Origin of the sequence: Arthrobacter sp. NPDC056886 (assembly GCF_042788715.1) — a bacterium.
Taxonomy (GTDB): Bacteria; Actinomycetota; Actinomycetes; order Actinomycetales; family Micrococcaceae; genus Arthrobacter.
The window spans coordinates 267,847-294,152 of record NZ_JBHUBT010000004.1 but is presented as its reverse complement, the minus strand read 5'-3'; the positions used below and the strand labels follow the sequence as shown (position 1 = coordinate 294,152).

General features: G+C 67.2%; 23 protein-coding genes and 1 pseudogene. 13 read left to right on the top strand and 11 right to left on the bottom strand.

All coding sequences use genetic code 11. The features are described from left to right. The first annotated feature begins 68 nt into the window (after nucleotides 1-68). The 4 genes from ACFRJ8_RS09495 (at nucleotide 69) to ACFRJ8_RS09480 (ending at nucleotide 4,861) form a co-directional block, all read left to right on the top strand. Entirely contained in the window at nucleotides 69-1,268 is a 1,200-nt protein-coding gene (locus tag ACFRJ8_RS09495; RefSeq protein ID WP_377985934.1) for an acyl-CoA dehydrogenase family protein, read from the top strand. 64 nt (nucleotides 1,269-1,332) lie between these two features. Then, nucleotides 1,333-1,788: a MaoC family dehydratase gene (locus ACFRJ8_RS09490; protein ID WP_090952699.1), complete on the top strand. Its 456-nt coding sequence runs from the start codon at nucleotides 1,333-1,335 to the stop codon at nucleotides 1,786-1,788. Nucleotides 1,789-1,841: 53 nt separating this feature from the next. Further along, nucleotides 1,842-3,227, top strand: a complete 1,386-nt coding sequence (locus ACFRJ8_RS09485; protein ID WP_377985858.1) for an MFS transporter — start codon at nucleotides 1,842-1,844, stop codon at nucleotides 3,225-3,227. A gap of 41 nt (nucleotides 3,228-3,268) precedes the next feature. Then, the gene (locus ACFRJ8_RS09480; protein ID WP_377985857.1) at nucleotides 3,269-4,861 is read left to right on the top strand and encodes a long-chain fatty acid--CoA ligase; all 1,593 of its coding nucleotides are present in this window, start codon (nucleotides 3,269-3,271) and stop codon (nucleotides 4,859-4,861) included. 132 nt (nucleotides 4,862-4,993) lie between these two features. Here ACFRJ8_RS09480 and ACFRJ8_RS09475 read toward each other — a convergent pair whose 3' ends face one another. The 3 genes from ACFRJ8_RS09475 to ACFRJ8_RS09465 form a co-directional block, all read right to left on the bottom strand. Beyond that, nucleotides 4,994-5,476, bottom strand: coding sequence for a DUF3237 domain-containing protein (locus ACFRJ8_RS09475; protein WP_377985856.1), 483 nt, complete (start codon nucleotides 5,474-5,476; stop codon nucleotides 4,994-4,996). Further along, complete coding sequence (locus tag ACFRJ8_RS09470) at nucleotides 5,473-7,218, bottom strand: CocE/NonD family hydrolase (protein ID WP_377985855.1); 1,746 nt, start codon at nucleotides 7,216-7,218, stop codon at nucleotides 5,473-5,475. Before ACFRJ8_RS09470 ends, ACFRJ8_RS09475 begins: the two co-directional genes overlap by 4 nt. Before the next feature lie 134 nt (nucleotides 7,219-7,352). Next, nucleotides 7,353-8,726, bottom strand: coding sequence for an MFS transporter (locus ACFRJ8_RS09465; RefSeq protein WP_377985854.1), 1,374 nt, complete (start codon nucleotides 8,724-8,726; stop codon nucleotides 7,353-7,355). Between the two features lie 200 nt (nucleotides 8,727-8,926). On the opposite strand from ACFRJ8_RS09465, the gene ACFRJ8_RS09460 reads away from it, so the two are divergent. Beyond that, nucleotides 8,927-9,853 carry a PaaX family transcriptional regulator C-terminal domain-containing protein gene (locus tag ACFRJ8_RS09460; protein WP_377985853.1) on the top strand — a complete coding sequence of 309 codons (927 nt, stop codon included), beginning with the start codon at nucleotides 8,927-8,929 and terminating at the stop codon, nucleotides 9,851-9,853. A gap of 49 nt (nucleotides 9,854-9,902) precedes the next feature. Here ACFRJ8_RS09460 and ACFRJ8_RS09455 read toward each other — a convergent pair whose 3' ends face one another. The 4 genes from ACFRJ8_RS09455 to ACFRJ8_RS09440 all read right to left on the bottom strand — a co-directional run bounded on the left by ACFRJ8_RS09455 (nucleotide 9,903) and on the right by ACFRJ8_RS09440 (nucleotide 12,708). Further along, nucleotides 9,903-10,526 (bottom strand): LysE family transporter, encoded by a 624-nt coding sequence (locus tag ACFRJ8_RS09455; protein ID WP_377985852.1) that lies wholly within the window; start codon nucleotides 10,524-10,526, stop codon nucleotides 9,903-9,905. A gap of 61 nt (nucleotides 10,527-10,587) precedes the next feature. Then, entirely contained in the window at nucleotides 10,588-11,139 is a 552-nt protein-coding gene (locus ACFRJ8_RS09450) for a dihydrofolate reductase family protein (RefSeq protein WP_377985851.1), read from the bottom strand. 171 nt (nucleotides 11,140-11,310) lie between these two features. Beyond that, nucleotides 11,311-11,763: a hypothetical protein gene (locus tag ACFRJ8_RS09445; protein ID WP_377985850.1), complete on the bottom strand. Its 453-nt coding sequence runs from the start codon at nucleotides 11,761-11,763 to the stop codon at nucleotides 11,311-11,313. A 129-nt stretch (nucleotides 11,764-11,892) separates the two neighbouring features. Then, on the bottom strand, nucleotides 11,893-12,708 hold the full coding sequence (locus ACFRJ8_RS09440) for a class I SAM-dependent methyltransferase (protein WP_377985849.1): 816 nt from the start codon (nucleotides 12,706-12,708) through the stop codon (nucleotides 11,893-11,895). Nucleotides 12,709-12,857: 149 nt separating this feature from the next. Between ACFRJ8_RS09440 and ACFRJ8_RS09435 the strand changes: the two genes are divergently transcribed. Further along, the gene (locus tag ACFRJ8_RS09435) at nucleotides 12,858-14,228 is read left to right on the top strand and encodes an APC family permease (protein WP_377985848.1); all 1,371 of its coding nucleotides are present in this window, start codon (nucleotides 12,858-12,860) and stop codon (nucleotides 14,226-14,228) included. A 14-nt stretch (nucleotides 14,229-14,242) separates the two neighbouring features. Here ACFRJ8_RS09435 and ACFRJ8_RS09430 read toward each other — a convergent pair whose 3' ends face one another. Further along, complete coding sequence (locus ACFRJ8_RS09430; protein ID WP_377985847.1) at nucleotides 14,243-14,791, bottom strand: MarR family winged helix-turn-helix transcriptional regulator; 549 nt, start codon at nucleotides 14,789-14,791, stop codon at nucleotides 14,243-14,245. A gap of 228 nt (nucleotides 14,792-15,019) precedes the next feature. On the opposite strand from ACFRJ8_RS09430, the gene ACFRJ8_RS09425 reads away from it, so the two are divergent. After that, nucleotides 15,020-17,254 carry an MMPL family transporter gene (locus ACFRJ8_RS09425; protein ID WP_377985846.1) on the top strand — a complete coding sequence of 745 codons (2,235 nt, stop codon included), beginning with the start codon at nucleotides 15,020-15,022 and terminating at the stop codon, nucleotides 17,252-17,254. 25 nt (nucleotides 17,255-17,279) lie between these two features. Here ACFRJ8_RS09425 and ACFRJ8_RS09420 read toward each other — a convergent pair. From ACFRJ8_RS09420 to ACFRJ8_RS09410, 3 genes and pseudogenes are all read right to left on the bottom strand, one after another. Further along, nucleotides 17,280-17,417 (bottom strand): annotated as a pseudogene (locus tag ACFRJ8_RS09420) (epimerase); the annotation flags it as partial. Nucleotides 17,418-17,498: 81 nt separating this feature from the next. Beyond that, complete coding sequence (locus ACFRJ8_RS09415; RefSeq protein WP_377985845.1) at nucleotides 17,499-19,079, bottom strand: hypothetical protein; 1,581 nt, start codon at nucleotides 19,077-19,079, stop codon at nucleotides 17,499-17,501. 57 nt (nucleotides 19,080-19,136) lie between these two features. Beyond that, nucleotides 19,137-20,099: an NAD-dependent epimerase/dehydratase family protein gene (locus tag ACFRJ8_RS09410; RefSeq protein ID WP_377985844.1), complete on the bottom strand. Its 963-nt coding sequence runs from the start codon at nucleotides 20,097-20,099 to the stop codon at nucleotides 19,137-19,139. Nucleotides 20,100-20,223: 124 nt separating this feature from the next. Between ACFRJ8_RS09410 and ACFRJ8_RS09405 the strand changes: the two genes are divergently transcribed. The 6 genes from ACFRJ8_RS09405 (at nucleotide 20,224) to ACFRJ8_RS09380 (ending at nucleotide 26,209) form a co-directional block, all read left to right on the top strand. Continuing rightward, a complete protein-coding gene (locus ACFRJ8_RS09405; RefSeq protein WP_377985843.1) occupies nucleotides 20,224-21,030 on the top strand; it encodes a TetR/AcrR family transcriptional regulator in 807 nt (268 codons plus the stop codon). A 91-nt stretch (nucleotides 21,031-21,121) separates the two neighbouring features. Further along, nucleotides 21,122-21,586: a hypothetical protein gene (locus tag ACFRJ8_RS09400; protein WP_377985842.1), complete on the top strand. Its 465-nt coding sequence runs from the start codon at nucleotides 21,122-21,124 to the stop codon at nucleotides 21,584-21,586. A gap of 323 nt (nucleotides 21,587-21,909) precedes the next feature. Next, complete coding sequence (gene dnaK, locus ACFRJ8_RS09395; protein WP_377985841.1) at nucleotides 21,910-23,784, top strand: molecular chaperone DnaK; 1,875 nt, start codon at nucleotides 21,910-21,912, stop codon at nucleotides 23,782-23,784. Nucleotides 23,785-23,786: 2 nt separating this feature from the next. After that, on the top strand, nucleotides 23,787-24,461 hold the full coding sequence (locus ACFRJ8_RS09390) for a nucleotide exchange factor GrpE (RefSeq protein WP_377985840.1): 675 nt from the start codon (nucleotides 23,787-23,789) through the stop codon (nucleotides 24,459-24,461). Between the two features lie 326 nt (nucleotides 24,462-24,787). After that, nucleotides 24,788-25,771 (top strand): DnaJ C-terminal domain-containing protein, encoded by a 984-nt coding sequence (locus tag ACFRJ8_RS09385; RefSeq protein WP_377985839.1) that lies wholly within the window; start codon nucleotides 24,788-24,790, stop codon nucleotides 25,769-25,771. Between the two features lie 15 nt (nucleotides 25,772-25,786). After that, nucleotides 25,787-26,209: a heat shock protein transcriptional repressor HspR gene (locus tag ACFRJ8_RS09380; protein WP_377985838.1), complete on the top strand. Its 423-nt coding sequence runs from the start codon at nucleotides 25,787-25,789 to the stop codon at nucleotides 26,207-26,209. Nucleotides 26,210-26,306 lie beyond the last annotated feature (97 nt).

Genomic DNA, 26,306 nt, shown 5'->3' with positions numbered 1-26,306 from the left:
CGCCCGCTGGGGACACCGCCAAGCAGGGTGCCCAGGCCACGCCCGCCGCGCAGGGGCGCCTCTACAGCGTGTGCGACTACTACGATGCCGAGTCCCTCCTCACGGACGGGGAGCGGAGGGTGCTGGGCCGGCTGCGGGAGTTCCTGGACACCCAGGCCCGTCCGCTCCTGGCCGAATACTGGGAGCGCGGCGAGTTCCCGGACCAGCTGGCCCGCCCGCTGATCGATCTGGACCTCATGGAACCGGCAGAACTGACCGGCGCCCCGGGCGCCGGGTGGGTGCCCGCCCGGGGAATCTACCAGGGGTTCCGGATCTTCGAACTCGCCCGGACGGACGCCTCCCTGGCCACCTATTACACGGCCCAGGCGGGACTGTTCCGGACCGCCATCCGGGTCGGCGCCTCCGCCGAACAGCAGGCCGAGTGGATGCCCAGGGTGATCAACTTCTCGCTCAAGGGCGTCTTCTCGCTGACCGAACCGGAGTCGGGATCGGACATCGCCGGGGGTCTGGCGACCACAGCCCGCAGGGAAAGGGGGAGTGAGTCTGGCCCGGACGGCGGAACGTGGGTCCTGGACGGCGCCAAGCGCTGGATCGGCGGTGCGGCAACGGCCGACGTCCTGGCCGTCTTCGCCCGCGACGCGGCCGACGGGCAGGTCAAGGCCTTCCTCGTGGACCGCGAGGCGGCCGGCGTGACCTTGGAGAAGATCGGCGGCAAGACATCGCTGCGGATGATGCAGAACGCCCACATCACCCTCGACGGCGTCCGCGTTCCCGAGGCCTGGCGGCTGCACAACGTGAACTCGTTCAGGGACGTGGCCGCGATGCTGCGGGCCATGCGCTCGGACGTCGCGTGGATCGCCACCGGCATCCAGGCCGGGGCCTTCGAAGCCGCGCTGAAGTATGTCGCGGAGCGGCAGCAGTTCGGCCGTCCGTTGGGCTCCTTCCAGCTGGTCCAGGAAAAGCTCGCCCGGATGCTCGGCAACGTCACCGCGTCACTGTCCCTCGTGGTCCGGCTGACGGAACAGCAGGCCAAGGGCACCTATCGCGACCAGGACTCCGCCCTGGCCAAGATGCAGACGTCCCTGCTGATGCGCGAGACCGTAGCCCTGGCCCGCGAAGTGGTGGGCGGCAACGGCATCACGCTCGCGACCGACGTCGCGCGGTTCCATGCCGATGCCGAGGCCGTCTACTCCTACGAGGGCACCCACGAGATCAACGCCCTGATCGTCGGCCGCGCCCTCACCGGCGAAAGCGCCTTCACCCGCTGACCCCCCCGACGGCGCGTCCCGCCGCCGTCGCTCGATTTCATCCAAACCATCACAGGAGCCAACGATGCCCAACCTCGTCGTCGATTTCGACAAACTGCTCACCCTCGCCGGCACCGACCTCGGTGCTACCGACTACCGGGAAATCACCCAGGAACAGATCAACAAATTCGCCGACGCCACGGGGGACGACCAGTGGATCCACGTGGACCCGGAACGCGCCAAGGACGGCCCCTTCGGCGCCCCGATCGCCCACGGCTTCCTCACCCTCTCGCTCATCATCCCGTTCTGGGGCGAGCTATTCGACGTCGACGGCGTTACCACCAAGGTCAACTACGGCCTCGACAAGGTCCGCTTCACCTCCCCGGTCAAAGTGGGTTCACGCATCCGCATGCGGGCCACCATCGCAGAGGTCACCGAGGTCAAGGGCGGCGCCCAGATCAAGGTGGCCAACACGATTGAGATCGAAGGCCAGGAGCGCCCTGCCGTTGTGGCCGAGTTCCTCGCCCGCTTCTACAAGTAAGCCGCGCCGACCGCCCCTCCCTCTGCCACATCCCTCTGCCATAAGGAACAACGATGTCCCAAATTTCGCAGTTGCAGGCCATGGACGCAGGTACGCGTCGCCGTGAAGCACGGACCGTCATTGCCTCCAGCTACCTCGGCAGCACCATCGAGTATTACGACTTCCTGCTCTATGCCACAGCCGCCGCCGTGGTCTTTCCCAAGGTGTTCTTCTCCGGCACGGACGAGTGGGTGGGCGTGGTGGCCGCCTACGGGACGTTCGCGGCCGGCTATGTGGCGCGGCCCCTCGGCGGCATCATTTTCGGCCACTTCGGCGACAGGCTCGGACGCAAGAACATGCTGATTGTGTCGATGCTGGTCATGGGCATCGCCTCCACCTTGATCGGGCTGGTGCCCGACGCCTCGGTCGCCGGTGCCTGGGGTGCCGTGATGCTCGTGATCCTCCGCGTCTGCCAGGGCATTGCCGTCGGCGGGGAGTGGGGCGGCGCCGCCCTCATGGCGCTGGAGCACTCGGAATCGGGCAAGCGCGGCTTCGCGGCCTCGTTCGTCAACGCCGGCGCCCCGACCGGCGCCGTGCTGGGCACCCTGGTCATGGGCGCTTTCGCGGCCCTGCCCAACGCGCAGTTTCTCGCCTGGGGCTGGCGCGTGCCGTTCCTGCTGTCCTTCGTCCTCCTGGGCGTCGGGATGTTCGTCCGGCTCAAGGTCTCCGAAAGCCCCATCTTCAAGGCGGCGCTGGAACAAGAGAAGGCCGAGCAGGAGCAAGCCGGACGGGACAACGCCCGGCTGCGGCAGGCAGTGCCGGGCAGCGCGCCCGTGCGCCGCGAGATTCCCCTCCTGCAGGTCCTTCGCCGGCCCAAGACCCTGATCTTCACCATGCTGGCCGGTGCGGCCGGGTTTGCGCTCCAGGTGGTGCTGGCGACGTTCTCCGTGACCTATGCCGTGTCCAAGGGTGCGGACCGGCAGGGCGTGCTTTACGCCTTCGCGGCAGCGTCCTTCGTGTCCATCGCCTTCGTGATCATGGGCGGGCGGCTCTCCGACAAGCTGGGACGGCGGCCCGTGATGATCGGCGGCCTGGTGCTCTTTATCGTTTACCTCACGCCGATGTTCCAGCTCCTGTCCTCGAACAACATCGGGCTGATCTTCGTCGCTTTCGCCGTCGGCCTGATGATCCACTCCACCCTGTTCGGCCCGCTCGCGGCCTTCGTGTCCGAGCAGTTCGGCACCACCTCGCGCTACACAGGCGCCTCGCTGGGCTATCAGCTCGCCACGCTTCTCGGCGCGGGCTTCACGCCGGGCATCGTGGCGCAGATCTTCAAGGATTCCGGACAAAACACTGCCTCTGTGGTCTGGTACCTGGCCGTCATGTCCGTCGTGTCGATCGTCTTCATCCTGCTGACGCGGGAGCCCAAGAACAACGATCTGCAGGCTGTCGGGTCCTGACCGGCCCGCAAGCGCTACCGTCTAACTAGAAAGGATTCGCCGTGGAGAATTTTGGCATCGGCTCGTGGCTGCAACGGCGCCGCCCGAAGTCCGGCACCAGCATCGCCGTCATCGCAGGGGACCGGGAGCTCAGCTACGTCCAACTCGCGGAACGTTCAACCCGGCTCGCCAACGCCTTCCGGGACCGCGGCGTGGCCAAGGGCGACAGGGTGGCCTACCTGGGCGAAAACGATCCCTCCTTCCTGGAGACCCTCTTCGCCGCGGGCCTGACCGGGGCGGTTTTCGTCCCGCTGAACACGCGGCTCGCACCGCCCGAAGTCCAGTTCCAGCTCCGGGACAGCGGCGCTGTCCTGCTGGTCCACTCGGCTGCGCTCGCGGTGCTCGCGGCACGTGGTTCGGCGCAGACCTCGGTAGGTTCCCGGATCGTCGTCGGCGATTCATCAGTGCCTGACACAAGAGGGTCCGACGGCGGCGTTGACGCCGGCGCCGCGGCCGGGGGACCCGACGTGGAGGCGTTTGAGGCGGTGATCGCCTCCGGTTCGACGCTTCCGCCGGACGAACCTGTGGGCCTGGACGACGCCGCCATGGTCCTTTACACGTCCGGAACCACGGGAAACCCCAAGGGGGCGCTCCTGACACACGGCAACATCACGTGGAACTGCGTCAACGTGCTGGTCGATTTCGATTTTGCCTCCACGGATGTGGCGCTCATGATCTCCCCGATGTTCCACGTCGCCTCCCTTGACATGGGCGTCCTGCCGACGCTCCTGAAGGGCGGCACCGTGGTGCTGGAAGCCAAGTTCGATCCCCGCCGGACGCTGGAGCTGATCGAACGGCACCGTGCCACCACCATCAGCGGGGTGCCAACCACGTACCAGATGTTGTGCGAGCATCCGGACTGGGACGGCACGGACCTCAGTTCGCTGAACAAACTGACGTGCGGCGGCTCCGCCGTGCCCATGCGGGTTCTGGAAGCCTACGAACGGCGAGGGCTGCGGTTCTCCAACGGATACGGCATGACCGAGACGGCGCCGGGCGCCACCACGTTGCCAGCGGCCAGGTCCCGGGACAAGGCCGGATCCTCGGGGCTGCCGCACTTCTTCACCGATGTCCGGGTGGCCGATCCCCTGGACCCGGCGGCGGGCCCCACCGCGCCCGGGACCGTGGGGGAGATCCAGATCAAGGGCCCCAATGTCATCCACCAGTACTGGAACCGGCCCGAGGCCTCCGCGGATTCCTACACCGCTGACGGCTGGTTCAAGTCCGGTGACATGGGCTACAAGGACCCGGACGGATTCGTGTTCATTTCTGACCGACTCAAGGACATGATCATCTCCGGCGGGGAGAACATCTACCCGGCCGAGGTGGAGCAGGCGATCGCCGAGCTCGACGCCGTCGGCAGTGTCGCGGTGATCGGCATGCCGGACGAGAAATGGGGCGAGGTGCCGCGGGCCGTGGTGTTGCTACGGGAGGGGGCCCGGCTCACCGAAGAGCAGCTGCGGTCCCACCTGGAGGGAAGACTCGCACGGTACAAGATTCCCAAGTCGGTGGTCTTCGTGGACGAGATGCCCCGGACGGCGAGCGGCAAGATCAGGAAGGCGGACCTGAGGAAGCTCACGCCAGGCCACGTCTGACGGGAGCGGGACACTTCCGGCACGGGAGTACGAACCGGACAACAGCAGGCACAAGGAAAGCCGGGGGCCGCGTGACGCGGCCTCCGGCCTTCGTTGTGCCCGGTAGGCCTTGTGCAGGGAAGCGGGCGGCCGCTAGTCGATCGTGAAGATCCTGATGACCACCCGGCCGGGCTGCCGTTCGCCCGTCCCGATTGTGAGGCATGTATTCAGCCATTCCAGTGCCGGGGAGGCGGTAGTGAGCCGTGGCCAGCAGCGGAAATAGATCTTTGCCGGATCGACGGCGGCGCCGGAGTTCAGCAGTTCGATGTCCCGGGCCGAGCCATGCCGGAGGGCGGTGTTGTGCACGAAGATCCGGTGGCCGTCGTCGGTTTCGAGGACGTACCGGGCGTCCAGTTCCGTCAGGGTGGCGCTCCGGAGGAGCTGGTAGTCCGCGCCACCCGGGAGGACACGCCCGTTGAAGGCCGGCCCGAGGACGGTTCCGCCGGTGATGGGGATGACGCGCCGGTGGCCCTCGGGTGTGGGTCCGACGTCGATCGGCTCGCCGACGGTGACCGAGAGTTCCGCGAGGAAGGTCAGCCCCGGAGCTTCCGGGACTTCAGAGGATGCCGCGCTCACAGAATTCCAGCCGTCAGCCGGCTGGGGTAGTCGGCGCCGAAAAGTATGGTCTGTGTGGCCACAACCGCTTCCGCGGAGTCATAGGCCAGGTTGCCCGTGTTGAGGTTCCGATCCCAGCGCGGGTGGGAGCTGGACGTGACCTGGACGCGGAGCCGCTCGCCGGGGGCAAAAGTGTAGGCGGTGTGCCAGAGGCTCACGGTGTACTCATAAGGTCTGCCGGGTTCGATCAGTGACGGCGCGTGGTCCGGCTGGTACAGCCCCGTCCGGGCATGGCTTTCCCGCCAGGACGCGCGGATAATGCCGTCGGCAATACTCAGGGATGTTCCGTCCGGGGCGACCCGGCACAGCCGCACTACGAAGTCCGTGTCCACGGCGGTGGAGGCAGCGAAGAACGTGGCGCTGACCTCGCCGAACAGCGTGACCGGCTCCTCGAACGACTCTGAGGTAAAGGTGAGGACGTCGGCGCGATCCTCCACGGCAGGCTGCAAGGCCGGCCCCGCGGGAAAGGCGCCGTGGATCATGGTGGCGCCGCCCACGGTGGGGACTGGGTCCAGGGGGTCGTAGTCGTATTCGGTCGTGCCGGCCGATCCCGGCGTGTCCTGCAGCAATCCGTCCGCACCGAGGAACCAGGAGCGGTGGCTGCGCGGCGAGGGCAGCTCATCAAAACCGCGCCACTGGTTTTCGCCCATGAAATAGAGCAGCACGGCCGGGACGTTGAGGAGCCGCTCGGGTTCGTCCTTGAGCACGGCATCGAACCAGGCGGTCTGGAGCCCGGACAGGTCACCGAGGCCGTTCACCATGCCGCCTGCCGCGTTCAGTCCGAAGCTCACCTCGGGGTAGCCGCCGGAGAAGTTCGTGTGGGCCCAAGGGCCCACGATCAGCCGGGGCGCAGGCGCGGCCCCCGCGCGGCTGTGCTGGAGCTGCATCGCGTACTGGGACAGGGTGCTGGGGCAGAAGATGTCGAACCAGCCGCCGATGTGCAGCGTGGGCAGCGGCACTGGCTTGATGGAGGCCTCGTCCCACAGGCGCGTGAAGCTGTTCCCCGGCGATTCTCCGGCCGAGGGAAGAACGTGGCGGTTCATGAACGTGCCGAGCCGTGCGGAGAGTCCCCGCAGGGGCAGGGTGCCGAAGGCGCTGCCATCGGAAAATGAGCGGTCCAGATCCAGCCACGTCTGGAATTCCTTGCCCTGCAGTTCCGGGTCGCCCGCAAATTCGCGGAGGAGTTCGTTGGCTGAGATAGAGGCGTGGCCCCAGCTGAACCGGCTGCCGAGCTCGTAGGCGCCGCCGCGGTAGAGGGAGCCGTTGTTGGCGTTGGCCCCGGCGGAGATGCCGGGCGAGAGGGCGGCGAGGCCGGTCGGGGCCAGGGACGCGGCCCGCCACTGCGTCTCCGCGAAGTAGGACCGGCCCCACATCCCCACGGCACCGTTGGAGTACGGCAGCAATGCGGCCCACTCGACGGTCGCGGCGCCGTCGGACGCTTCATTGGCGGACGGGTCGAAGTCCCCGTCGGAGCCGAAGCGCCCGCGGCAGTCCTGCATGATAACCACGTAGCCCGCGGCCGCGACGGTTACGGGGTTGAAATAGGCGGAGTTGACGGAGAGATCGCGTCCGTAGGGTGTCCTGGTCAACAGTACCGGGCACGGTTCCCCGTCCGCCGGGCGGTACACCGTGGATCGCAGAATGGTGCCATCCTGCATCTGGGTTTCGATGTCTTGTTCAATTAGCACGGGGCGGGGTGTCACGGAAAGATTCCTTACGAGTTTTGTTCAGGATCTGTAGTTTGTTCAAGACTTGTGGGTTGTCCAGGGACAGTGCGGAGGGGGAGCGGCCAGGTGCGGCCCGGCCGCTCCCCAACGCCGTGTCCGGAAATCAGGATCTAGGCGTTCGCGGATTCCTTGGTCCCCAGCGCCTCGGTGGGGACGTTGTAGGTTTCCTTGACCCAGATGGCGGTGACGGCGGCCGAAGCAAGGCAGCAGGCCGCGGTGAAGGCAGCCACGGGAATCCATCCGGTGGGGCCGGGCTGGACGATGGCCGCGGCGATGGCCGGCGCGAAGCCGGTGACAACGAGGCCAAGTTGCGAGGCCGTGGCTGCGCCGGAGTAGCGGATCTTCGTCGGGAACATTTCGGCCGTCATGGCCGGCCCCAGCGGGTTGACCATTCCGTAGCCCACGGTCATGAACAGGATGCCGCTGGCAAAAATCAGCGGTATGGACGCGGTGCTGATGGACCAGAAGTACGCGAAGGCGGCTACTGCGCAGATGATGTTGCCGGTGATGAAGACCGGTTTGCGGCCGATGCGGTCGGCCAGGATGCCGGCGTAAGGCTGGGCGATGATGCCCAGGGCTGCCGTGGCGATGGTGACACCGAGCATGGCAGCGGACGGGATGCCGAATTTTCCGGTCGCGTAGGCGAGCCCGAAGGCCGCGAAGACCGAAGAGACCACGCTCCAGAGCCCGAAGAAGATGACTTTGACGATGGTGCGCCAGTGGTCCCGGAGGACCACCTTGATGGGCAGTTCCTTCTCGGTTTCCGCTTCTTTCGCGGCTTCGAACACCTCGGATTCGGGCAGCCGGAGGCGGATGTAGAGGCCCACGGCAACAACCAGGATGCTGGCCAGGAATGGCAGCCGCCATCCCCAGCTGAGCAGGTCCTCCTGCGGGAGGAGGGACACTGCGAGGAACGCCAAGGAGGCGAGCATGATTCCGGCGACGGCGCCGGTGTTGACCCAGCTGCTGTAGAAGGCCCTTTTGTTGCTGGGGGCATGTTCCATGGTCATGGTGACGGCGCCGACGGATTCACCGGCGGCGGAGGCGCCCTGAAGGGCGCGCAGGACGATCAGGAGGACCGGGGCAGCCGCGCCGATGGCGGATGCCGGCGGCAGGCAGCCGATGAGGAAGGTAGCCACGCCCATCACCACGAGCGTCAGGACCAGCATCTGGCGCCGTCCGACGCGGTCGCCGTAGTGGCCGATGACGCTGGCCGCGAGGGGCCGGACGACGTAGCCGATGCCGATGGTGGCCATAGACAAGATGGTGCCGAGGGCGGGGTCAATTCCGGGGAAGAAGATCTTGTTGAAGATCAGGGCGGACGCCGAACCGTAGATGAAGAAGTCGTAGTACTCCAGGGTGCTGCCGATGAAGCTGGCGGTCGCGGCGCGGCGGGCATGTTTGGTTCCCTCAATGGAAACGGGGCGGGCCTGATCCGCGGGCGGCGTCAACGGCGTCGGCGGAACAATGGGACCAGCGGTCATTGCGGATCTCCTAGGTGGGCAGGGAACTAGCGGGGAAAGGTGAGGCTGGGAAGATCTGGGGCTCGCATGCTGAGCAGGGCGGCGGGGTCGGCTGTGGCCTCCGTCACTCTGGATGCAATGGTATGCACTTAGTCGTGCGTCCGTCAATCTATGTGCAAACTAAAAATTTTGGCGGACGCGACTGGCATGATGGAGGCGTGATGAGCGAGCGGCCGGCCTCGGTACCCGGCATGGACCCGGACCTGGCTATCGACTTTCCGCGGCCCTTGAAGGGGCCGTCCACCCAGCACCAGCTGCTCACCCTGCTGGTTGACTACTGGTTCAAGAGCGAGGAATGGCTGCCGTCCCGGCTTATCGCCGCCTTGGCTGCGGGCCTGGGGATCACGGCCTCGGCGACGGCGACGGCGCTGAGCCGCCTGGCGTCCCGGGGGGTCCTCGAACAGTCCAGTGCCGGACGCACATCGCGCTACCGCATCACGCAGGGGGCGCGCAACCGGCTCCGCCACGGCCTCGAGCAGGTCTCCGTCTTCGGCGAGGAGTCCCGCCAATGGGATGGCCACTGGACGGTCATCGCTTTTTCGATTCCGGAGACGTCGCGGGATGTCCGCGAAATGTTCCGCTCACGCTTGCGCTGGCGCGGATTCGCGCCACTGTTCGGGGCGCTGTGGGTCTCTCCGCGCAACCACACCGAAGAACTCGAAGAGACCTGCAGGGGGTTTGGCGTGGACGACTATGTCATCTTCCGCACCGCGGAGTCCAGTCTCCGCGGCAAACGGCTCGTCGAGGCTTGGTCGCCGCAGGAGTTCAAGGAACAATACCGGCCGTTTACTGAAAGATTCACGCCCTGGTCGGAACGCCTCGACGCCGGAACTCTGACTCCGGCGGAGGCCTTCAGGGTCAGGACCGAACTCATGGACGCGTGGCGGGCCTTCCCTTGGAGTGACCCGGACCTTCCCGCCGAGCTCCTGCCGGAGGCCTGGCCCCGGACCGAGGCCAGGAAGCTCCTTGTCCGGCTCTACGACGGGCTCGCGGACGCTGCCACTGCCTATGTCGAGGAAGTCGTGGCCCGGGAAGCCCCCGAACTGGCAGGCACGGCGCGGGCGTTATCGGTAATACCCGGGCTCTGACCGGGAAGGGGTCTGGGCTGCCGGGCTGGCCGGAGGCTGGCCGCGGCGTCTAGTGGATCGCGGCCAGCAGGATGCCGACGCCGACAAAGAGCCCGCCGAATGTCCGGTTCAGGACCTTCTGTCCGCCGGCGTCGCGGGTGAAGCGCTGGAAGGACCGGGCTGCTGCCGCGAAGAAGAACCACATGACCAGGACGTCGATCACGATCACCGTGGCCGCCAGGACGACGTATTGCGGCAGCAGCGGCTGCTCCGGCCGGATGAACTGGGGCATGAAGGCCAGGAAGAAGACCACGGCTTTAGGGTTGAGCAGATTGACCCAGAGGCCGCGGCGGAACATGGAGAAACCCGGCTCGTTGCGCAGGGCGGCGGCCTTCTCCTGGTCCAGGTCCGGTTTGTGCAGGAACTGCCGGATGCCCAGGTAGACCAAGTAGGCGGCGCCGGCGTAGCGGATCACGTTGAAGGCGACCGGCGAGCTCGCCACGAGCACCCCGACGCCGAGGGCCACGACCAGGATGTGCACGACGAGGGCGGCCTGCTGGCCCAGGATGCCCCAGAGGGAACGGCGGAATCCCGAGTTCAGGGAGTTGCTCATGGTGTTGATGGCGCCCGCGCCGGGAGTGAAGCTGATCAGGACGCCGGCGCCGGCCAGGGCCAGCCAAAGGGAGGGTTGCACCAGCCAAGTTTACGGCCCGGGCGTGGCCAACCTGGCGGGACGCCGGGACAACCGGCGGGGATCAGTGGCGGCGCAGGCCGTAGCTGAGGATCATGTTGCCTTTGCTGGTCTGCTGGGACGACTGCAGCTCCAGCCGGGTGAGGGGATCGCCGTCGTTGAACAGCCGCCGCCCGCCGCCCGCGATCACGGGATGGACGATCAGCATCAGGGTGTCGAGCAATCCGGCGAACAGCAGCTGGTGGACCAGCGAGATGCTGCTGAAGACGCCTATTTCGCCGCCGTCCCTGTCCTTCAGGCCTGCAACGAAGTCCTCCAGCGGGCCCTCGATCAGACGCGAATTCTGCCACTCCAGCTCCCCGGTCAGGGTCCGGGACGCGACAAACTTCGGCAGCGGATTGATGAACCCCGCGAAGTCGGCATCGCTTTCGGCGTTGGGCCAGTACTGTGCCCACTGCTGGTACCCGATGCGTCCCAGGAGCGCGGTGTCGATCCGGCCCATCATCTCGCCCATCCCGGCACCGAGTTCTTCGTCGAAGCTGTCGAATTGCCACAGGAAGGGGTCTTCAACCACGCCGTCCACAGAGCAGAAAAGGCCGGCCGTCAATTTGCGCATGGGGTTCTCCTTACGGGGGTCTTGAGTGAGGTCTCCAGTGCACCCTATCCGCTGACCCGGAAGCAGGGAATGGCTGCCGAAAACTCGTTAGCCGCTGCCCCGGAGGATGGCTGTGCCGCCAGTACCGCGAGCCTTGGGCGTGCCCGGGGCGCGCCCAAGGCCCGCTAGGGTCTAGCCGTTGGACGTGTAGCCATCCGTGGCTGTGCCGCCCGGGCCGCCGTGGCCTCCGCCGGGTCCGCCCTGGCCTTCCTCGGTTGCGGTCACGGTGAAGTTCGCATCCAGCAGGACGGTGGCGCGGGTGCCGTCCGCCTTCGTGATGTGGGCTTCGTAGGTGGCGCCGTCGGCGTCAGTCTCCATCCGCTCGATCGTCGCGTTCGGCTGGGCGGCCTTCACCGCCGCCTCGACCTTCGTCGCGGTGTCGCCGGTGAGGACCTCCTCCGTCTTCCCGTTGGCCTGGTGGGGCCCGCGCTGGCCGCCGGTGCCGTAGCCGTCGGTGGCCTGGGTCGAGGACGAGCCGCTGGTGGAATCGGCAGCCATCGCGGGGATGGCCGACGCGCCGATCGCGCCGCCGCCGATCACCGCGGCGAGCATGATGCCCGCGGTGGTTTTGTTGGTCTTTGCCATTGTGGAACTCCTTTTGCTGAGGCCCGGATGCCGGACCGGCCGAGTTTTCGGCCTGGACCCAGCCTCAGCCGCGGAGTTATGGCTGCACTTTCGGCAGGCTGTGCCGGTGCTGTGACCGCCGGCGTCCGCTCACGCCCGGGCGATCACCTCGCCGTTGGGGATCAGGAACCAGCCGTCGTCGGTGGAGCCCCATCGGTGCCAGCCCGCGGAAATCCGGGCGAGGTCAGCCTCGCTGGCCAGGCCGTACTCGAGCGCCTGGTCGGCAAAGGACGAATGCAGCACCCGCTCGCCCCACACCCGGGCCTGCCAGCGCCGCTCATGCCCGGTGGCGTAGAGCCAGTTGCTGCTGGACGGTGCCACGTCCGTGAAGCCGGCGGCCTGCGCCCAGGACACGAGCCGGCGGCCGGCGTCGGGCTCGGCACCGTTGCGGCGGGCGATCCGCTGGTACAACTCCATCCAGTCGTCCAGCTCGGGGATGGCCGGGTACCAGCTCATGCCGTGAAAATCGGCGTCGCGCACCGCCACGATCCCGCCGGCCTTGGCCGCCCGGCGCATCTCCCGCAGGGCCGCGACTGGGTCCGTGAGGTGCTGGAGGACCTGGTGGGCGTGGACGACGTCAAACGACTCGTCCGGAAAGTCGAGGTCATAGATGTTGCCGGCGGCAAAGCCGACATTGTCCACGCCGCGCTCGACGGCGAGGGCCCCGGCCTGGGCGATGACGTCGGCGGAGCGGTCCAGGCCCGTGACCCTGCCCGGTGCCACTAGCTCTGCGAAGTCGCACGTGATGCTGCCCGGCCCGCAGCCGACGTCGAGGACGTTCGCCCCGGGCATGAGATACGGGATCACGAACGCTGCCGAGTTCTCCGCCGTGCGGGCGGCATGGGCACGGACCACCGACTCGTGGTGGCCGTGTGTGTACACGTCGTCAGGCTGCTGCGCACTCATAGTGGAACGCTACCCTCCCGCGATCGGAAAAGTGCAGACCCTCGCAGTGTGCTCGCCGTTTGGGTCGGCTCCGCCGGCAGGCAGTATTTAGCGGCTGGCCGTCAGTTTTGCCGCTTCCGGCGCCGGAGTTTCTGCGGATGAATGGAGGAGTGAAAAACAACAGCAGCAATGACACCAGCGGCAGCGGACTGGGCCTGTTCCGGGCCACCGGGATCTATGTCGGGGCGATCCTGGGCTCGGGTGTCCTGGTGCTTCCCGCCATCGCGGCCAAGGAGGCAGGCCCGGCATCGCTCCTGGCATGGGCCGTCCTGCTGGTGTTCTGCATTCCGGTGGCCTTCAGCTTCGCCGAAATGAGCCGCCAGCAGCCCGACGCCGGCGGGATCGCCCACTTCGTCAAGCGCGCCTTCGGGCGCCGCGCCTCGGTGGTGGCCGGGTACCTCTTCTACTTTTCGATCCCCTTCGGCGCCCCGGCAACGGCCGTGATCGGCGGCAATTACATCGCCCACGCCGTCGGCGGCGGCCGGGAAGCGGCGGTCCTCGCGGCGGCAGTGATCCTGCTGGCCGCCTTCGCAAGCAACGCCGTCGGCATCAGGGTTTCCAGCCGCATGCAACTGGCGCTCATGGTGCTGCTGGTGGCACTGCTCGCGCTCGCCGTCGTGCTGGCGGCCCCGCACGCCAAGACGGAAAATTTCCAGCCCTTTGCCCCGCACGGCTACTGGGCGGTCGGCGGCGCCGCGAGTCTGCTGTTCTTCTGCTTCGCCGGCTGGGAAGCGGTCTCCCACCTGGCCGGGGAGTTCCGCAACCCCGGGCGCGACCTCCGGCGGGCCACGTGGCTCACCCTGATTGTTGTGGGCGCGGTCTACATCGGCGTTGTCGCCGCCTCGGTGGCGGTCCTCGGCCCGGAACTGCCCGCTACGGCGGTGCCTGTCGCGGCATTGCTGGAGAAAGGGTTGGGCTCACTGGCGGCCCCGCTCACCGCGATCGCCGCCGCCGCGCTGACTTTCGGGCCCATCAACACTTTCGTGGCCGGTGCCAGCCGGCTCGGTGCCGCCCTGGCGTCCGACGGCGTGCTCCCGCCCGCCCTCGCCCGCGGCGCCGGGCGCGGTCAGGTGCCCGCCGGAAGCCTGGCAACACTGGCCGCCCTGACCCTGCTGTCCTTCGCCGCGGCCGTCGCCGGACTCACCGATATGCAGTTCCAGATCGGGGCCGCCTCTGCGTGCTTCACGGCCGTCACCGCGTTTGGCCTGGCCGCCGGCATCCGGCTGCTGCAGCCGCGGACCGTCGCCTGGTACGGCGTGATCGTGGCGGCGGCCGTCATGGTGGCCGTCCTGCTCTTTAGCGGCTGGGCGCTCGGGGTCCCGCTGGCACTGGCTGCGGCCGCCGTCGGCGTCGGCGGGCGCTTCGGCAGGAGCCCGCAACCGGAGGCGACGCCGAACGTACTGCTGCCGGAGGCGGCACTGAAACCTGTGCAGCCGGAGGCGGCGGCTCTTGGCCACCCGCAGGCTGCTGCGCGCCTGTGACGGCGCGCTGCGGATCAGCCGGGGCGGTGCTCCGGTGCCGGACCGCGGGCGGCTTCCTCGGCGGCCCGGACAGTGGCATCGATCATTGAGTTCATGAACCGGGTGACAATCTCCAGTTCGTCCGGGGTGAAGCTTTCCATCGCCGCGCCCATATGGCGGGCCAGCGGGAGGAACATGGCGCTGCCGTCGCGGTAGGCCGTGGGGGTCATTCGCAGCTGCACCTGGCGACGGTCCGCGCCCTCGCGCTCGCGGACCACGTGGCCGGAACTGTGGAGCCGGTCGATCAGTGCGGTGGTGGCAGGGGAGCTGAGGTTCAGCTCTTTCCGGAGCACTCCCGGAGTGACGATCTGGTGGCGCGCGGTATGCCGCATGATCACGGCGAGGGCGTTGAGATCCGTGCGGTGCATGTCATTGCGTCCGCCGGCGGAATCCACATAGCGGTTGGCTTCGAGGGTGAATTCCTGCAGGAGCCTGACTAGCGGCGGCGGGCCGGCCGCTTCGGGCGGCCCTGCGCCCTCGGATCGGCCTGCGCGTTCGGGCAGGCCAGGGGATTCGACTGACACTGTGGACCTCCTTCATCCCTTGATGCGGCCGCTATGGTCTGACCTCGGCCGGTCGGCGCTGTCGACGCGACTCCCGGAGTCTACTTCAGTGTCTTCTGAAGCCGTCTGACACCGGGCGTTACCCCATTCTCCTCCAGTATTTCGTCCCATCAGCTATCTCTATGGTGGAGATAGTCTACTATGGAGTTGATTGTTGGCCTCGTGCCGATGCCCACCGTGGAAGGACACATGAAAACGACTTCGCCCAAGACGCGCGTCCCTTTCTGGCTGCGGTGGCTGGTTCCCGCGGTGCTCGTCGTGGCCTGGCTGGCGATTGCCGGCGTCGGCGGCCCGACATTCGGCCGGTTGAGTGAGGTGACAACAAACGATCAGGCATCGTTCCTTCCCGCCGGTGCGGAGGCGACCGAGGCTGCGGACTGGCAGGCCAAATTCCGGGACTCCAAGGAGATCCCCGCGGTGATCGTGGTTGAGAGCAGCTCCGCCTTCACTCCGGCCCAGCTCCGCGAGGCCGCGGCACTCAAGGAAAGGCTGGAGGCTCTGCAGGTCGGCAGCACGGTGATCGGCCCCCTCCCCTCCGGGGACGCCAAGGCAGTCCAGTTCGTGGTGCCCATTCCGTCCTCGGCGGAAGTGAAGGCGGTGGTCAAGGAACTGCGCGCCGCGGTTCAGGCGGCCGCGCCGGCAGGAATGCAGACCTTCGTTACCGGACCGGCCGGGCTCACGGCGGACCTGGTGAGCGCCTTTGCCGGAATTGACGGCATCCTGCTGCTCGTGGCCCTCGGGGCCGTGTTCCTGATCCTGCTGATCGTCTACCGTTCCCTGCTGTTGCCCGTCGTGGTGCTGTTCACGTCCGTGTTCGCGCTGTGCGCGGCGATCCTGCTGGTGTTCGGCATGGCGAAGGCCGGCTGGATCCAGCTGAACGGCCAAAGCCAGGGCATTCTGTCCATCCTGGTGATCGGCGCGGCCACCGACTACGCCCTGCTGTACGTGGCACGGTTCCGCGAAGCCCTGCCCCACACCGCCGACCGGACGGCCGCCGCCCTCACCGCATGGAAGGCGGCCTGGGAACCGATCCTGGCCTCCGGCGCCACCGTGATCATCGCGCTGCTCTGCCTGCTCTTCTCCGACCTCAATTCCAACAAGGCCCTCGGCCCCGTGGCGGCGGCGGGCATCCTCTGCGCGCTGTTCGCGGCCCTGACCCTGCTGCCGGCCCTGATGGCGCTGCTGGGCCGGGCGGCGTTCTGGCCGTTCCGGCCGAAGCTCCTGCCCGAAACCCAGCGTGAACCGGAACTGGTCACCGGGCTGGAGGGCCAGAAGGGACTGTGGCGGGCCACCGGTTCGCTGGTGGCCCGCCGGCCGCGCACCGTCTGGGTTGCCTCGGTCCTGCTTCTCCTTGTTGCCGGTGCCGGCGTCCTGCAGCTCAAGGCCAACGGCGTGGACCAGACTGACGTCATACTCACCGCCTCCAATGCCGTCGACGGGCAAGATGCCCTGGGCCGGCACTTCGACGCCGGGTCCGGCAGCCCGGCGGTGATCGTGGCCGATCAGGCAAAGGCCCAAGACGTGCTGGATTGGCTCAGGGCGAGCGACGGCGTCGGGGACGCCTACCTGCTGGCCGATGGCGGCGTCCCCATCATGACCGGCCCGGCCAACCCTGCCAACCAGGGCAACCCCAGTGTCCCGGCGGCCCGGGACGGGAGGGTCCTGATCAACGCGACCCTGAACTACGCCGCGGACTCCATCCAAGCCGAAGACGTTGTGGTGTCGCTCCGCCAGGAACTGAAGGAGATTGACGGTGGCGTGTTGGTCGGTGGCGTGACGGCGACGGCCCTGGACACGAACACCACGGCCCAGCGTGACCTTGTCACCATCATCCCGGTGGTCCTGGGCGTGATTCTGGTGATCCTCATACTGCTGCTGCGCTCGGTGCTCGCGCCGGTTTTGCTGGTCGCCTCGGTGGTGCTGTCCTACGCGGCGGCGATGGGCGTCTCGGCGTTCGTGTTCAACAACGTCTTCGGCTTCCCGGGGGCGGATGCAACGGTGCCCCTGTTCGGCTTCGTCTTCCTCGTGGCGCTGGGCGTTGACTACAACATCTTCCTGATGAGCCGGGTCCGGGAGGAATCCCTCAAGCACGGCACCCGGCCCGGCATCCTGCGCGGCCTCGGCCTGACTGGTGGGGTCATTACCTCGGCCGGGGTGGTCCTCGCCGCCACCTTCGCGGCCCTGGGCGTCATCCCGATTATGTTCCTGGTGCAGTTGGCCTTCATCGTCGCGTTCGGCGTCTTGCTGGATACGGTGCTGGTCCGTTCCCTCCTGGTGCCGGCTCTGGCGTACGACATCGGCCCGCGGATTTGGTGGCCCGGCAGGCTGGGCCGGCCCGGGAACGATGCCGCGGCCAGTGGCGGTGCCCTGTCCTCCCCAAAGTCCTCCCGGCCGGCGGCAAATGAGGAGGCCGGAGTCCGCTAGGCGGAACCGAATGCCGCAGCCGCCGTCACCTTCGCTGGTCCCCCCACCAGGCGACGGTGGCTGCGGCTGCTTCGTGCAGCGGGGTCGGCGTAAGCCCCAGGGCGGCCTGGCTTGCGGCGGCCTCCATCACGAATGGCCGCTGGAACTGGTACAGGGTCTCTGCCTGCCCGGTCCTGACCGTCGAGTCGATCAACGAGGTCATGAACCGGGTGCCCAGCTGCAGCCGCCGTCGCCCGGCTGTGGGTCAGTGGTTGAGCCGGATCTTGAGGGGGACGTAGCTGGTGTCCTGCCGGGAAGCTGCCGCCTGCTGAAGCCGCTCAGGGGTGACATGGAAGAACCGGGCCACGGTGGCGATTCCGGCAAGCACCGCGTGGGGCGTGAGCGTGGGATCGTGCAGCAGCCAGGAGAGCACGGCGTTCACCCTTTCCTGATCAGTCGGCAGCGGGGCCGCCAAGATCTCGCCTCCGAGTTCCCAACGGCCTTCCATCGGGTCGGCGTTCCGGACGCCGGCAACAACCTCCTCCGCTGTGAGAGACGGCTGGGCGAGGGCTAGGAATACGTGGGTTCCGCGCTCCTTGTCCTCGACGCTGAACCGGCCTATGCCTAGGGGGTGGATCCTGTCCGGATCCAACTGCAAGCCGAGCTCTTCCGAAGATTCTCGAGCCAGAGCGCGCCGGGGGTCCGGCAGGCCGAACTCATCGCTGTCCCCCAGAATTCCCTTGCGGCGCCTAAGCTCCAGATTCCCGTTCACCGCGGGTCCAAACTGCTCGGGGTGTGAGCCGGCAAGTTTTGATCGGCCGGCGAAGAGCATCATACGGTCGGTTGTAACGACAATGGCGGAAAGGGTCAGGAGCTGTGCCTGCATTCCTTGAACTTCGCGGTCCGCGGAGTCGGATGTTGCCCCCGGAGGAGTCCCGTCGGCCTCGGCGAGCGTCTGGGGATAGTGATCGAGCAACACGGCGCCGTAAGTTGTCTCGGCCATTGCGAGGTGGAGTCGGAGCCTTCCGTTGCCGCTGTCCCTCTCTGTCCGCCAGCCGACCAGCCGGGGCAGGACACCATCGAATGAATGCTGCGTTGCGAATTTCTCCCGGAGGAACCGTTTCTCGGCCTCGGAAGCGGCGAGGTCTTCTATTTCCAGCCCAGCCAGTTCAAGCGGTGCAGGCGGTGTGGGCGCCGCATTCTGCGGAGTTTCGTACACCGGCCTGAGTCGGTGCCTGCGATAGCTGACGAAAGTGTCGTAGGCGAGAGTGCCGGTCTTGGTGTCCGGCAATTGCCACCAGTCCAACTCCCGGCCAATCGCCGGTGAATTGATCCGGACATGGCGGGAGTTCCGTTCGATGCCGTAACCGCCACCCGCTGCAGCCTCGGCCAGGAGCCGTGACGTCATGAGGGCCATGTCGGTTTCACGTTCAATGACAGGAACCGAGGTCGTCCCGAGAAACGACCCGCGCTGAAGATCCGCGGCATATGCCGAATAAGCCTGGGACAAGCTGATCAATTCCGCGGCCGGAGCAGCGAACGAAATCGGCATGGGTTTGCCGGTCCCCCGGGGGGCTCCGGAAGCGTTGGCCGGGAAATCGGTGCTGAGCCAATTGAGTTCGTCGGCAGGAGCGTTTGGACCGCCGTGGATGATTTGCCGGACTCGGCGTTTTGAGGAGCGGTGGGTGATCCCCAGGGCCTTAAAGGCTGCGTGGCGCCTGCGTAGAATCAACCAGGCCGGCTGGGCCCGCCATGCGCTGTAGACGGCGTAGACGGCTATCGCCGCAGGTGCCAACGAAACCCAGTCCGCGAAATGCATCCCCCAGAAGTTCACTGCCTCAGTCATCGCCTCATTCAACCATCGAATGGAATCCCTCAGCGCCGCGCTCGTGTGGTGATGCCGTCACCTTCCCTGGTCCCCCCACCAGGCGACGGTGGCGGCGGCTGCTTCGTGCAGCGGGGTCGGCGCCAGCCCCAGAGCGGCCTGGCTTGCGGCGGACTTCATCACGAACGGCCGCTGGAACTGGTACAGGGTCTCTGCCAGTTCCCGCATGTCGGCGGAAAAGACCCCCATCGTCCGCAGCACCCAGCCGGGTAGTGCCGTGACACGCGGCGCCCGTGCGCCGGCCGCAGTGGCGAATGCGCCCGCGATCTCGCGCTGGGTCAGGGCGGGCCCGGTGGGTGCATGCCACACCCGGTTCCACACCTGCGGCTTGTCCGCCGCCGCGATCATGGCGGCCGCGAGGTCCGGAACGTATGTAAAGGAATGCGGCTGGTCGGTTCTTCCGATCACCATCAGGGATTTGCCCGCCAGTACCGGTTTCACCATGCGCTCGCCGGAGTGCGCGCCGCGGACCCTAGGGCCGAAGAAGTCGCTCGCCACCACGCTCACCGTGTCCGTGGCGGATGCCGCGCGGGCCTTCAGAAGTGCAGTCCGGACACCGCGCTTGCCGCCCTGCGCCTCCCGCGGGCCTTCCTCGGTCATCGGCCGTTCCGGTGCGCTGTAGGAATACAGGCTTTCCGGGAAGACCACGACGGCGCCCGCCGCCCCGGCCGCGGCGAGCACGTTCTGCTCGGCGCCCGGCAGTTCCCTCGCCCACACGCCGGCGTTGTACCGCGAAGCGTGAATGCAGTGGAAGACGGCGGCGGCGCCGTGGAATGCCTCACCGAGGCGGGCAGGATCCGACACATCGATCGACATCTTCTCGACCAGCGGGCGTGTAGGTCCGCTTCCGGACCTCGTCAGAATGCGTACTCGGTGGCCCGCGGTAGCCAGTTGTTCCGCGACGGTCCAGCCCACCGGGCCGGCCCCGGTGACGGCATAGAGCCTGGATGGTTGGCCCCCGGAGGCAACGGGTTGGGACATTTCGATCTCCTTTGAATTGTAGAGAGCAGTGCTCTCCCATTCAGAATGCTACTCGCGATGTTAAAAAGTCAAGAGCGGTGCTCACATTTGTTGACAGTGCTCTTGTTTGTGAAATGCTGGACTCATGCCAGAAGACAGGATTGAAGCCGGGGATGAAGCTGATGTAGGTGTTGAAGCGGACGCTGATGCGCTCCCGGCGGCCGCGGCTTCCCGGCCCCGCACCCCGCGCGAGCGTGCCCGGGCCCAGACCGTCGCCGATATCCTCCGGTTGGGCCGGGAGCACCTGGCACTGCACGGCGCCGCCGCACTCTCCCTCCGGGCCGTCGCCCGCGATCTCGGCGTCGTCTCCTCGGCGGTCTACCGCTACGTGGAGAACCGGGAGGAGTTGCTGACCCTTCTCCTGATCGATGCGTACAACGAGCTTGGCGATGAAGTCGATGCTGCCGTCGCCGCGGTGCCGGAAGCCGATTTCGGCGGACGCTTTGCGGCGCTGGGCGGCGCGGTGCGGGACTGGGCCTTGCGCGAACCCTCCCGCTACGCCTTGCTCTTCGGCAGTCCGGTGCCCGGATACCAGGCCCCGGCCGAGCGGACCACCGGTCCCGGCACCAGGGTGATTACTGCCCTCATTGGCATCCTCGACGGCGCCTTCCGGGCCGGGCGGCTTGCCGCGACGGGCGGGCGGAGTCCTGCCGTGGCCGCCGGGCTGGCCGGGGATCTGGCGAAAATCCGGACCGAGTTCGGCCTGGCGGTGCCGGATGACCTCCTGGCCCGCGGCGCCCTGGCCTGGACGTCGCTCTTCGGCGCCGTCAGCTTCGAAGTCTTCGGCCAGTACGGCGCCGGCACGTTCACTGCCCGGGAGGAGCTCTTTGGCCACCACCTCGCCGTGCTGGCCGACGTCGCCGGGCTGCCACCGGCCGGCTCCGCCCCGTGAACCGGGTTCCCCTGTTGCCCCGCGGTGGCGCTCGATAGACTGCCCCTGCGCCCGCACGGGCGCGCCCGATGCGTCCAGGAAGGATCCATCCATGTCTGAACAGAACAGGCCCGAAAACAACAGGCCTGAAGAGAGCATGTCTGAAGCGAACGTGTCCGGAAAAGCGGCGTCCCGAAACGCCGATGCGGGTCCCGCAGAGGATGAAGCGGAGGCCGCGGCACCAGAAGGGCAGTACGTCGAGGGCGACTACGGCTCCGCCGGCACGGCAGGCGAAGTCCCGCCCACGGCCGTCGAGGGAGAGTATGCGGCGGGGGACTACGGCAACGCAGGCGTGGCCGGAGCGGCCGCCGTCGGCGACGTGGAAGGCGACTATCCCGAGGGTAACTACGGCGAGGGTGGGGTCTCCGGTGAGCCGGCCCTGGCCGAGGAGGGGGAATACCCCGAAGGCGACTACGGGACCGCCGGAACGTCCCGTCCCCAGCAGGCCGGCCGGCCCGCCGCGGGCGAGCCTGCCCGAGACGACGGCGGCGACGACACCGCCCGGGGCGACAACTAGCGCGAATGAAGCGGAGGCGGCCAGCCGCCGCGGGCGCCGGCTGGCCTGCGGTGTGGTCTCTGCACAGGTTCGCGCAGGGCGAAACACTTACCGGGAAGTGCCGCACAGGGGCTGTGATCCGGGGAATCTAGGCTGCGATGAGGGGTCGCGGGCCGAATGCGGAAACAAAGTTGAGTCAATGTCGCTCAACTTTGAATTGACTTATGTTGGCGTCTCGGTAAAGTTGAGTCTAGATCGCTCAATAACGGTCGGACCATGCGGTTGATGCTGCTGTGGTCCGCGGCCATCTCCGCAAGATTCCCAGGAAAGTAAGGAAGCAATCCATGTCACGTGCAGTAGGTATTGACCTCGGAACCACTAACTCCGTCGTCTCCGTTCTCGAAGGTGGCGAGCCCACCGTCATTGCCAACGCCGAGGGTGGCCGCACCACGCCGTCGGTTGTTGCCTTCTCCAAGTCCGGCGAGGTCCTGGTCGGCGAGATCGCCAAGCGCCAGGCCGTCAACAACATTGACCGCACCATCGCCTCCGTCAAGCGCCACATGGGCACTGACTGGACCGTCGCCATTGACGACAAGAAGTACACGGCGCAGGAAATTTCCGCCCGTATCCTCATGAAGCTCAAGAACGACGCCGAGTCCTACCTTGGCGAAAAGGTCACGGACGCCGTAGTCACCGTCCCGGCCTACTTCAACGACGCCCAGCGCCAGGCCACCAAGGAGGCCGGAGAAATCGCCGGCCTGAACGTCCTGCGCATCGTCAACGAGCCCACCGCGGCCGCTCTGGCCTACGGTCTGGACAAGGGCAAGGAAGATGAACTCATCCTGGTCTTCGACCTCGGCGGCGGCACGTTCGACGTCTCCCTCCTTGAGGTCGGCAAGGACGAAGACAACTTCTCCACCATCCAGGTCCGCGCCACCGCCGGTGACAACCACCTCGGCGGCGACGACTGGGACCAGCGCGTCGTGGAGTACCTGCTGAACCAGCTCAAGGTCAAGGGCATCGACCTCACGAAGGACAAGATCGCCCTGCAGCGTCTCCGTGAAGCTGCGGAACAGGCCAAGAAGGAACTCTCCTCCTCCTCGAGCACCAACGTCTCCCTCCAGTACCTGTCCGTCACCCCGGACGGCCCGGTCCACCTGGACGAGCAGCTGACCCGCGCCAAGTTCCAGGACCTCACCAAGGACCTGCTGGGCCGCACCAAGAAGCCGTTCCAGGACGTCATCAAGGAAGCCGGCATCAAGCTCTCCGAGATCGACCACATCGTGCTCGTCGGCGGTTCCACCCGCATGCCGGCCGTCTACGACCTCGTCAAGGAACTGGCCGGAGGCAAGGAACCGAACAAGGGCGTCAACCCCGATGAGGTAGTCGCCGTCGGTGCAGCCCTGCAGGCCGGTGTCCTCAAGGGTGAGCGCAAGGACGTGCTGCTGATCGACGTCACCCCGTTGTCCCTTGGCATCGAAACCAAGGGCGGCATCATGACGCACCTGATCGAGCGCAACACCGCCATCCCCACCAAGCGGAGCGAGACCTTCACGACGGCGGATGACAACCAGCCGTCCGTGGCCATCCAGGTCTTCCAGGGTGAGCGTGAGTTTACCCGCGACAACAAGCCGCTGGGCACGTTCGAGCTGACAGGCATCGCTCCGGCTCCCCGCGGCGTCCCGCAGGTCGAGGTCACCTTCGACATCGACGCCAACGGCATCGTGCACGTTTCGGCGAAGGACAAGGGCACCGGCAAGGAACAGTCCATGACCATCACCGGCGGCACCGCGCTGTCCAAGGAAGACATCGACCGCATGGTCCGCGACGCCGAAGAGCACGCAGCCGAGGACAAGGCACGCCGCGAGGCGACCGACACCCGCAACACGGCCGAGCAGCTCGCCTACTCCGTGGACAAGCTGATCGCGGACAACGCGGACAAGCTGCCCGAAGAGGTCAAGACCGAGGTCAAGGCCGACGTCGATGCCCTCAAGAAGGCCCTCGAAGGCACCGATGACGCCGCCGTGAAGACTGCGTTTGAGAAGCTGCAGGCTTCCCAGACCAAGCTCGGCGAAGCCATCTACGCCCACGCCGGTTCCCCCGACGGCCATGCCGGCGCTCAGGGTGCCCCGGCAGGCGAGCCGGCAGCAGGCTCCAGCTCCAGCTCCGACGAGGACATCGTCGACGCCGAAATCGTTGACGAAGACGAGAAGAAGTAATCATGCCGCACCACGGTAACGAAGAAGAGCACGGTTCTTCCGAGAGCCGGAGCCAGGGCAACGAGCAGGAGAGCGAGCCGCAGAAACCGGTCATCCACGACAACCGCAAGGTTGACCCGAAGACCGGCCAGGCCCGCCACCCGGACCAGGAGCGCGCAGCCGCGGCAGAGTCCGACTCGGGGGACGCGCTCTCCCAGGCGGAGGACATCCTGAACAGCGTCGAGGTGCCTGCGGAGGAATCCGTGGCCCAGGGCGTGGGTGCCGCTGAGGCGGAGGAGCTCAGGAATGACCTCCGCCGCCTGCAGGCTGAGTACGTCAACTACCGCAAGCGCGTCGAACGTGACCGTGCCGTGGCGGGGGAGATGGCCGTCATCGGCGTCCTGAACTCCTTGCTTCCGGTGCTGGACGACGTCGACGCCGCCCGCCAGCATGGTGATCTCGCGGATGGTCCTTTCGCCGCGATCGCCGCCAAGCTGGAGGCTGCGCTGAAGACGTACGGACTGGTCCGCATTGATGAGACCGGCGTGGAGTTCGATCCGACCATCCACGAGGCCCTCATCCAGCAGCCCGGCACGGACATCGAAATCGACACCGTCAGCCAGGTGCTGCGCTCGGGTTACAAGTCCGGTGACCGCGTCCTCCGCGCGGCCCAGGTGATTGTGGCGGTTCCGGCGTAGTCACCTTCGGCCCTGCGCCTCGACGCCTTCGCTGATGAGGGGCCCCGCCCCTACGCGTGGAGGCAAAGTCCTAACGGACTTTGCCTCCACGCTCCGGCAGGCCCGATGCCACTCCCGGGCCCCTCATCCGCTCCGGCGTTCAGCGTTCGCGTCGCCTAAGGTGAGATGATCACAAGCTCGGAGCGATACATGGGCCCCGGGAGTGGCATCGGGCCTGTCGGAGCCGGATGCCTGGGGGATCGCAGATCCCAAGCCATCCGGCGAAGGGGCGGGGGCCCATGTATCGCTCAGAGCCCGCAACACAAAGAATTAGAGAGGAAACGCCATTGGCTAGCCAGGACTGGGTGGACAAGGACTTCTACAAGATCCTTGGTGTCGCCAAGGACGCTTCCGACGCCGACATCAAGAAGGCCTACCGCAAGCTTGCCCGGCAGCACCACCCGGACAGGAATGCCGGTGATGTCGCGTCGGAGAAGAAGTTTAAGGACATCTCCGAGGCCTATTCCGTGCTCTCGGATCCCGATGAGCGCCAGCAGTACGATGCCATCCGGGCCATGGGTGGCGGGGCACGCTTTGCTCCCGGCGGAAGCGGCGGCGCCCCTGGCGGAGCTGGCTTCGAGGACCTCTTCGGCGGGCTCTTCACCGGCGGCGGGGGGCGCCATTCCGGAAGCTACAGCACGGCCGGCGGCATTCCGCCCGAGTTCGCAGATCTCTTCGGCGGCGGCGGGTTCGGCGGCGGGGGCCAGACGTTCCAGCGGGCTCCGCAGAAGGGCGCGGACCGCACCGCGTCCACCTCGATCTCGTTTGCCGGGTCAATCCGCGGCACCACGATCGGCCTGCGTGAACCGGACGGTGAGGTCATCGACGTCCGCATCCCGGCTGGAATCAAGGATGGCCAAAAGGTCCGTGTCCGCGGCAAGGGACAGTACGCTGCCGCCGGCAACGGCGACCTCATGGTCACCGTCTCGGTGAAGCCCCACGAGTTCTACGTCCGCGACGGCGACAACCTCCGGATCCACGTTCCGGTCTCCTTCCCGGAGGCGGCCCTGGGCGCGGACATCGAGGTTCCGACAATCGACGGCGACAAGGTCAAGGTCAGGGTTCCCGCAGGGACCCCCTCGGGCCGCACGCTGCGCGTCAAGGGCCGGGGCGTCAAGCACGCCAAAGCCACCGGCGATCTGCTGGTGACAATCGACGTCGCTGTTCCGCGGAGGCTGAACAAGGAAGCGGAGGAGGCCGTGAAGGCTTTCGCCGCGGCCACCACCGATGAGGACGTCCGCGCGGGCCTGGCAGCCAAGGCCCGGCTCTAGGAACGGGATCCAGCCATGGCCATCGACTTCGATCAGCCGATCTTCGTCATCTCCGTTGCCGCAGAGCTGGCGGACATGCACCCGCAAACACTGCGCCAGTACGACCGGCTGGGCATCGTCTCGCCCAGCCGTGCCCCGGGCAAGTCAAGGCGCTACTCGCAGCGGGATGTGAACATGCTCCGCGAGGTCCAGCGGCTCTCCCAGGAGGGTGTCTCGCTGGAGGGCATCAAGCGGATCCTGCAGCTGGAGAACCAGGTGGCCGCCCTGCAGCGCCGGGTCAGCGAACTGACTGAGGAGGTGGGCCGGCGTCGCCAGGCCGCCGATTCGCGGATCTTTGCCGCCGGAACTGCCGGCGACGTCGTCAGTCTGGCCCGCGGCAAGCGCCCGCAGGCGCGGTCGCAGGCGCTGGTGGTGTGGCGGCCGCGGGGCCTCGACTAGGACAGGCCCCAGGAAAGCTCTGGGACAAACAACAGGATAAACGACACTGCCCGGGACCAATGGTCCCGGGCAGTGTCGTTGGTGCTGGCGGTCGGGT

Bases quoted from the DNA above. Each gene is read 5' to 3' on its own strand.
- ACFRJ8_RS09490 (WP_090952699.1), top strand. From the start codon at position 1,333: ATGCCCAACCTCGTCGTCGATTTCGACAAACTGCTCACCCTCGCCGGC.
- ACFRJ8_RS09485 (WP_377985858.1), top strand. From the start codon at position 1,842: ATGTCCCAAATTTCGCAGTTGCAGGCCATGGACGCAGGTACGCGTCGC.
- ACFRJ8_RS09465 (WP_377985854.1), bottom strand. From the start codon at position 8,726: ATGACCGCTGGTCCCATTGTTCCGCCGACGCCGTTGACGCCGCCCGCG.
- ACFRJ8_RS09460 (WP_377985853.1), top strand. From the start codon at position 8,927: ATGAGCGAGCGGCCGGCCTCGGTACCCGGCATGGACCCGGACCTGGCT.
- ACFRJ8_RS09450 (WP_377985851.1), bottom strand. From the start codon at position 11,139: ATGCGCAAATTGACGGCCGGCCTTTTCTGCTCTGTGGACGGCGTGGTT.
- ACFRJ8_RS09445 (WP_377985850.1), bottom strand. From the start codon at position 11,763: ATGGCAAAGACCAACAAAACCACCGCGGGCATCATGCTCGCCGCGGTG.
- ACFRJ8_RS09440 (WP_377985849.1), bottom strand. From the start codon at position 12,708: ATGAGTGCGCAGCAGCCTGACGACGTGTACACACACGGCCACCACGAG.
- ACFRJ8_RS09425 (WP_377985846.1), top strand. From the start codon at position 15,020: ATGAAAACGACTTCGCCCAAGACGCGCGTCCCTTTCTGGCTGCGGTGG.
- ACFRJ8_RS09415 (WP_377985845.1), bottom strand. From the start codon at position 19,079: ATGACTGAGGCAGTGAACTTCTGGGGGATGCATTTCGCGGACTGGGTT.
- ACFRJ8_RS09410 (WP_377985844.1), bottom strand. From the start codon at position 20,099: ATGTCCCAACCCGTTGCCTCCGGGGGCCAACCATCCAGGCTCTATGCC.
- ACFRJ8_RS09405 (WP_377985843.1), top strand. From the start codon at position 20,224: ATGCCAGAAGACAGGATTGAAGCCGGGGATGAAGCTGATGTAGGTGTT.
- ACFRJ8_RS09400 (WP_377985842.1), top strand. From the start codon at position 21,122: ATGTCTGAACAGAACAGGCCCGAAAACAACAGGCCTGAAGAGAGCATG.
- dnaK (WP_377985841.1), top strand. From the start codon at position 21,910: ATGTCACGTGCAGTAGGTATTGACCTCGGAACCACTAACTCCGTCGTC.
- ACFRJ8_RS09390 (WP_377985840.1), top strand. From the start codon at position 23,787: ATGCCGCACCACGGTAACGAAGAAGAGCACGGTTCTTCCGAGAGCCGG.
- ACFRJ8_RS09380 (WP_377985838.1), top strand. From the start codon at position 25,787: ATGGCCATCGACTTCGATCAGCCGATCTTCGTCATCTCCGTTGCCGCA.